General features: G+C 44.9%; 8 protein-coding genes. 6 read left to right on the top strand and 2 right to left on the bottom strand.

What is annotated here, in order from left to right; translation table 11 throughout:
• Both Q0236_RS09440 and Q0236_RS09435 read right to left on the bottom strand, forming a co-directional pair.
• A partial coding sequence (locus Q0236_RS09440; protein WP_297917163.1) for a pitrilysin family protein occupies positions 1–1514 on the bottom strand: 1514 nt, incomplete at its 3' end.
• A gap of 241 nt (positions 1515–1755) precedes the next feature.
• The gene (locus Q0236_RS09435) at positions 1756–2352 is read right to left on the bottom strand and encodes a peroxiredoxin (RefSeq protein WP_297917161.1); all 597 of its coding nucleotides are present in this window, start codon (positions 2350–2352) and stop codon (positions 1756–1758) included.
• Positions 2353–2533: 181 nt separating this feature from the next.
• On the opposite strand from Q0236_RS09435, the gene Q0236_RS09430 reads away from it, so the two are divergent.
• The 6 genes from Q0236_RS09430 (at position 2534) to Q0236_RS09405 (ending at position 5865) form a co-directional block, all read left to right on the top strand.
• Positions 2534–2818: a DUF362 domain-containing protein gene (locus tag Q0236_RS09430; RefSeq protein WP_005871245.1), complete on the top strand. Its 285-nt coding sequence runs from the start codon at positions 2534–2536 to the stop codon at positions 2816–2818.
• A 107-nt stretch (positions 2819–2925) separates the two neighbouring features.
• Positions 2926–3339, top strand: a complete 414-nt coding sequence (ndk, locus tag Q0236_RS09425; RefSeq protein WP_297917160.1) for a nucleoside-diphosphate kinase — start codon at positions 2926–2928, stop codon at positions 3337–3339.
• 9 nt (positions 3340–3348) lie between these two features.
• Positions 3349–3702, top strand: a complete 354-nt coding sequence (locus Q0236_RS09420; RefSeq protein ID WP_297917158.1) for a hypothetical protein — start codon at positions 3349–3351, stop codon at positions 3700–3702.
• Between the two features lie 18 nt (positions 3703–3720).
• Positions 3721–3867 carry a 50S ribosomal protein L32 gene (gene rpmF, locus Q0236_RS09415; RefSeq protein WP_005871250.1) on the top strand — a complete coding sequence of 49 codons (147 nt, stop codon included), beginning with the start codon at positions 3721–3723 and terminating at the stop codon, positions 3865–3867.
• A gap of 4 nt (positions 3868–3871) precedes the next feature.
• Positions 3872–4870: a phosphate acyltransferase PlsX gene (gene plsX, locus Q0236_RS09410; protein WP_297917156.1), complete on the top strand. Its 999-nt coding sequence runs from the start codon at positions 3872–3874 to the stop codon at positions 4868–4870.
• Positions 4867–5865 (top strand): beta-ketoacyl-ACP synthase III, encoded by a 999-nt coding sequence (locus Q0236_RS09405; protein WP_297917154.1) that lies wholly within the window; start codon positions 4867–4869, stop codon positions 5863–5865. The genes plsX and Q0236_RS09405 overlap by 4 nt, the downstream gene beginning before the upstream one ends.
• Positions 5866–6000: the final 135 nt, after the last annotated feature.

The raw sequence follows: 6000 nt of genomic DNA, 5'->3' as shown, positions 1-6000 counted from the left end.
TCAGTGCCGCTAGCGCCTTTTTGCGCTTTAAATTCCGCCTCTTTTAAATCTGCTCCCGCAAGTTGCTTGGAAGTAAGCTTCGAAGCAGCGAAATTAAACGGCAGCGCTTTTTCGTAGAGCAGCTCCGCATCTTTTTGGCTAATGCCCAAATCCTTTGCCGAGATAATCTCTGTAAATCTCGCTCCATCCGTTATCTTTGAGAAAAATTTATTAACATCTGTTAGCGTTATTTCTTTTAAGGCCTTGAGGCTTAGATCGTGCTCGTCTTGCTTACTAAGCTTTACATTGCCGTTTTGTACGAAATCAAGTAATGCCCCTATTTGCGCACTTTGCGTATCGTTTTTAAGTAGATCGGCTTGCACTTGATGTTTAAATTCCGCCTTAACGCTATCAAAATCGTCATTGTTAAATCCGTGTTCGCGTACCCCTTTGATCGCGCTAAAAAGACTACTTAATGTGGCGTTGGCGTCGAAATTAAAAATATTCGCGCTTATGCTGTATAGTCTGCGGTTTTTAAACAGATCGTCCGAGCCGAAATAGGCTTTAAGCGGAATTTTGGCATTCACATTCATCGCGTCGTATCCAAGCTCCATCAGCCTCGATACGTAGGCTTGCAGCCACTCATTTTTAAGCGCACCGTAGCTTCTTAGCGGCTCATATTTGCCTGCGTAAAGCACGCTAGCGACATTAGTGCCGAGCTCGGGCTCTACGGTGCTTGCTAGCCCGCCTTCAAATGGGCGTAGGCTAAGATCGCGCGGGATTTTTTCGCCGTGCGCAGAAAGAGAGCTAAAATTTTGTTTGATTAGGTTTTTAATCTGCTCAACGTTTACGTCGCCCACGACTATGATGCTAATGGCGCTAGGAAGGTAGTTACGCGCATAGAATTTTTTTAGTTGCTCGCCGGTGGCGCTTTTGATGATTTCATTTTGTCCGATCGGAAAGCGTCTGGAAAATATGGAATTAGGGTATAAATATGTGGCGCGCTTTTCATAAAACCGCCTCTCAAAGCCTTTTTTTGCTTCTTCTAGGATGACGCCCTTTTCCTTTTGCGTTTCGTTTTCGTCAAATTTAACGCCGCCCGCGTAATCTTGCAGCACCAAAAATACGTCCTTTAGCGTCTCGTCATTAACCTGGGCTTGGATATTGTAGGTGGTGTTTTCAAAGCCCGTTTGCGCGTTTAGATCGGCGCCGAATTTTACTCCCAGGCGCTGCAAGGTATGAACTAGCTCGTTTTTATCGAAGTGCTCGCTGCCGTTGAAAGCCATATGTTCGACGAAGTGCGCAAGCCCCTGCTCGTCATCATTTTCATCGACGCTACCCGCGGCTACGTTGAGGTAAAAAAGCGCGCTTTTTTTCGGCACGTCGTTTTTGAGGATATAAAATTTTACGCCGTTTGCAAGCTCGCCGCGCACGACGTTTTCGTCAAATTTAAGCGGAGTGGCGGGATCTAGAGCGGCGTTAGCTGAGCTTAGAAGGCAAAGAATCGCCGAGATAAAGAGTATAAATTTTTTCATAATTCTCCTTGATATCAAAACTCGGAATTCTACCCAAAGGTAGTTTAAACTATAATTTGCTTGCTAAATTTTATCGTTTAAATTTAGCGATAAATTTTAGAATTTAAATTTTGAAATTTAAAGAGGCGATGGCGGATGGAATTTTAAAATTTAGTAAATTTGGAAATTTTAAAAATTCCGCCGCCTTTTAAATTTAGTGGCGGAATTTCAGGATTTTTTTGAAATGAAACTAATGCGAGATTTATAGATTGTTCGCGTTTTTATCTAGATACTCTGCGACGCCTTTAGGGCTTGCTTTCATACCCGCATCGCCTTTTTGCCAGCCTGCAGGGCAGACCTCGCCGTGCTCGTTTGTAAATAGCATCGTATCGACCATTCTTAGCATCTCGTCGATGTTTCTGCCGAGCGGCAGGTCGTTGATGACGGCGTGGCGGACGGTGCCGTCTTTGTCAAGTAGGAAGCTGCCGCGAAGCGCTACGGCGTTGCCGAACAGCACGTCGAAGCTGCGTGCGATATCTTTTGTGATATCCGAAACTAGCGGGAACTGCACTTTGCCGATACCGCCTGCGTTTACCGGAGTATTTTTCCATGCAAGATGCGTAAATTCGCTATCGCAGCTAACGCCGATAACTTCGATACCTTTGGATTTGAAATCTTGATATCTGTGATCGAATGCGATGATCTCGCTCGGGCAGACGAAGGTAAAATCTTTTGGATAAAAGAATACGACTGCGCCTTTTTCGCCGATATTTTTATAGAGGTTGAAATCCTCAACTATTTCGTTGTTGCCTAAAACCGCAGTTGCCGTAAAATCAACGGCTTTATTGGTTACTACCATGTTATTTCTCCTTGTTAATAAAATTTATGATGGCGATTATACATTTTAAAACTTTATATTTGCTGAAATTTGATGAAAATTTCTATATAATAAAATTTATTTGTTCGATAATATTAAATTTTATCATTTTTTAAATTTAGTATGTTATCATCACACTTCATTTTTTGATAAAGGAGAAACAATGGCTGTAAAAATCACCGATATTTGCATTAGCTGCGGCTCATGCATTGACGAGTGCCCGGTAAATGCGATCGTTGACGATAGCGATAACCCAAGCGGCGAGGACAGTTACTACGTATATGCCGATAAATGCGTCGAGTGCGTCGGCTACAACGACGAGCCGGCTTGCGCTAGCGCCTGTCCGACCGACGGCTGTATCGTCTGGAGCGATATAGTAGCGGGTCAACCTAGCAGGGATAGTATAGGCGCGGATCTACGCAGCGGAGATACCCCGGTATTCGCTTAGCAGATAAAATTCCGCGATCAAATGCGCGGAATTTTAATTCATTCAATCCTTAAATAAATTTTAACCTATTTTTCGATACAATCCGCCTTTCACTTTAAGGAGATTATATGCAGCAAACGCTTTCTATTATTAAGCCTGATGCCGTTAAAAAGGGCGTTATCGGCAAAATTATCGATCGTTTTGAAAGCCACGGACTAAGAATTGCAGCGGCTAAAAAATTATGCCTAAGCGCCGAAGATGCGGGTAAATTTTATGAAATTCACAAAGACCGCCCTTTTTATAAGGATCTGATTGAGTTTATGACTAGCGGCCCGGTGCTCGTAATGGTGCTTGAAGGCGACGATGCCGTAGCTAAAAATCGCGCGCTAATGGGCGCTACCGATCCGAAAAAAGCCGATAAAGGCACGATCAGAGCGGACTTTGCGGACAGCATCGACGCTAACGCCGTTCACGGCAGCGACAGCCTAGAAAACGCAAAAACCGAGATCGCATTTTTCTTTGCAAAAAGAGAAATTTGCTAAGAGTGCCGCGTGAAGATCGCTTTTGCTAAAATTTCCGCATCGCCCGTGCCGTTTGAAATTTCGAGGGACGGGCTTAAGCTTAGCGGAAATTTAAAACGAAAAGACTCTAAGTTTATCGAGTGCAAGGGCGAAATTAAGGGCAAAATTCCATACATTTGCGACCGCTGCGGCAAAGAATTTGATCTTGACGTAAACGAGAGCGTAAATTTGCTTTTAAGCGAAGGCGTTTTTAACGACGAAAGGCACGAAAGCTTAGACGTTATGGAGTTTTTCGGCGCCGAAGTTGATCTGGATGAAATTTTAAGAAGCGAAACGGAAGCTTTCAAAAGCGACTATTTTTATTGCGAAGAATGCAAGAACTAAATTTATAAAGGAGAAAAAATGGCAGTTCCAAAGCGAAGAGTTAGTAAAACTCGTGCGGCGAAAAGACGCACTCACTACAAAGTGACCCTTCCGATCCCCGTCAAAGATAAAGACGGAAGCTGGAAAATTCCGCATAGAATAAACAAAACTACGGGCGAATATTAATCCGATGATTTCCGTTGCTATAGACGCGATGGGCGGTGATTTCGGCTGCGAGCCGATAATAAACGGAGTCGTAGATGCGCTGCGAGAGCGTAAATTTAATGCGTTTTTGGTAGGCGACGAAGCGCAAATCAAGCCTTTTATTCCACAAGATCAAGGCTTTGAGAAATATATCACTTACGTAGCTGCAAGCGAAGTTTTCGAGATGAAAGAGGGCGCGACGGACGCGCTTAAGCGCAAAGAAAGCAGCATCTTTAAGGCGGTCGATCTGGTAAAAAGCGGCACTTGCAAAGCCGTGGTATCGGCAGGACATAGCGGCGCTACGATGAGTCTTGCTACGCTTCGCATAGGCAGACTAAAAGGCATCCTGCGCCCCGCAATCGCCACGCTGATGCCAAATTCCATAGGCGGACGCACGCTCGTGCTGGATGTGGGCGCTTATGTGGATTGCAAGCCAGAGAATTTGTTTCAATTCGCGATTATGGGCGAAGCATATGCCAAGGAGATTATGGGTTTAAACGCGCCACGCATCGGCTTATTATCCAACGGCGAGGAGGATAGTAAAGGCAACGAGGTAACAAAAGAAACCTTTCATATGCTTAAGAAGATGCAAAATTTTATCGGTAATGTAGAAGGCAATCAAATTTTTGACGGCTCGGTAGACGTGGTCGTGTGCGACGGATTTATAGGCAACATTATGCTAAAATCCAGCGAAGGTGTCGCAAGCGCTATCGGCAAACTTATTAAAAACGAAACTAAAAAATCCCCGATCGCCATCGCTGGCTCCATCTTGATGAAGCGCGTTTTTAAAATTATCAAGAAAAGCACAGATTACGATGAATACGGCGGTGCGCCGCTTTTAGGCGTCAAAGAATGCGTCATCATAAGCCACGGCAAAAGTACCCCGAAAGCCGTTAAAAACGCGATCTTTCAAGCGCTTAAATTTGCAGATTCTAAAATCAACTCCGCGATAGAAAGCGAAATTTCTTCAAACGAGCAAAAATGAAAAAAGCCTCGATGATCTCGATCGCAGCATATGCGCCGAGCCAAATTCTAACCAATTTCGATCTTGAAAAAATGGTTGAAACGACTGATGAATGGATCGTCAAGCGCACAGGCATTCACGAGCGCCGCATCGCGAAGGGCGAGAGTACTAGTGATCTAGGCACGAAAGCGGCGTTAAAGGCGATTGAGCGTAGCGGCTTACAAAAAAACGAGATCGATGCGATAATCTGCGCCACGATCTCGCCTGATTATTTCTGTATGCCCTCGACCGCGTGCGTCATCGCGGATAAACTGGGCTTAAATTTCGGCATCACGGCATTTGATATAAATGCCGCCTGTACGGGCTTCATCTATCTTTTGGAGCTCGCAAAATCCCTCATCGAAAGCGGTGCCAAAAAACACGTGCTGATAATCGGCACGGAAAAACTAAGCTCGATAGTCGATTGGAGCGACCGCGTTACGTGCATACTTTTCGGCGACGGCGCGGGCGCTGCAATTATCGCGGCACGCGACGATAACGGAATCATCGACATTCATACCGCTAGCGACGGCAGCAAGGGCGATCTTCTCATTACCGCAGCCCCAGGCAGCGTCAATCCACTCAGCCAAAAAATCATCGACGAAAAACTAGGCTTCATGCAGATGGCGGGGCGCGAGGTCTTTAAAATCGCGGTACCGACGCTCAGCAACGACGTCGTGGAGATTTTGGCGAAAAATAAAATTTCGCCCGAGCAGGTCGATCTTTTTATCCCGCATCAGGCAAATTTACGCATTATCGAGGCAGTCAAGGCTAGACTGGAATTTAGCGACGAACAGTGCGTGCTTACGATCGGCAAATACGGCAACACGAGCTCGGCGTCTATCCCGATGGCGATAAATGACGCTTATGAGAGCGGCAGGCTCAAAAACGGCTCGCTTATGCTTTTGGATGCGTTCGGCGGCGGCTTTACGTGGGGTAGCGCGCTTTTGAAATTCGGCGGCAAGAGCATAAACTAGCATTTTTTAAATTTCATTAATCTTTGAATTTCGCCATATTTAAGAGTTAAAATTCCAAGCTTATTTACAAAACTAATTTCAAATTTATATTTATTCCGAGTTAGGTTTCAAAATTTTAAAATGAAGCGTTTGCAA

Origin of the sequence: uncultured Campylobacter sp. (assembly GCF_938031315.1) — a bacterium.
Classification (GTDB): Bacteria; Campylobacterota; Campylobacteria; order Campylobacterales; family Campylobacteraceae; genus Campylobacter_B.
Note: the sequence above shows the minus strand (reverse complement) of the source record. Positions and strands in the feature narration are given on the sequence as shown.

Coding starts and splice junctions, on each gene's coding strand:
- Q0236_RS09405 (WP_297917154.1), top strand. CDS start 4,867: ATGAAAAAAGCCTCGATGATCTCGATCGCAGCATATGCGCCGAGCCAA.
- ndk (WP_297917160.1), top strand. CDS start 2,926: ATGCAGCAAACGCTTTCTATTATTAAGCCTGATGCCGTTAAAAAGGGC.
- Q0236_RS09435 (WP_297917161.1), bottom strand. CDS start 2,352: ATGGTAGTAACCAATAAAGCCGTTGATTTTACGGCAACTGCGGTTTTA.
- plsX (WP_297917156.1), top strand. CDS start 3,872: ATGATTTCCGTTGCTATAGACGCGATGGGCGGTGATTTCGGCTGCGAG.
- rpmF (WP_005871250.1), top strand. CDS start 3,721: ATGGCAGTTCCAAAGCGAAGAGTTAGTAAAACTCGTGCGGCGAAAAGA.
- Q0236_RS09430 (WP_005871245.1), top strand. CDS start 2,534: ATGGCTGTAAAAATCACCGATATTTGCATTAGCTGCGGCTCATGCATT.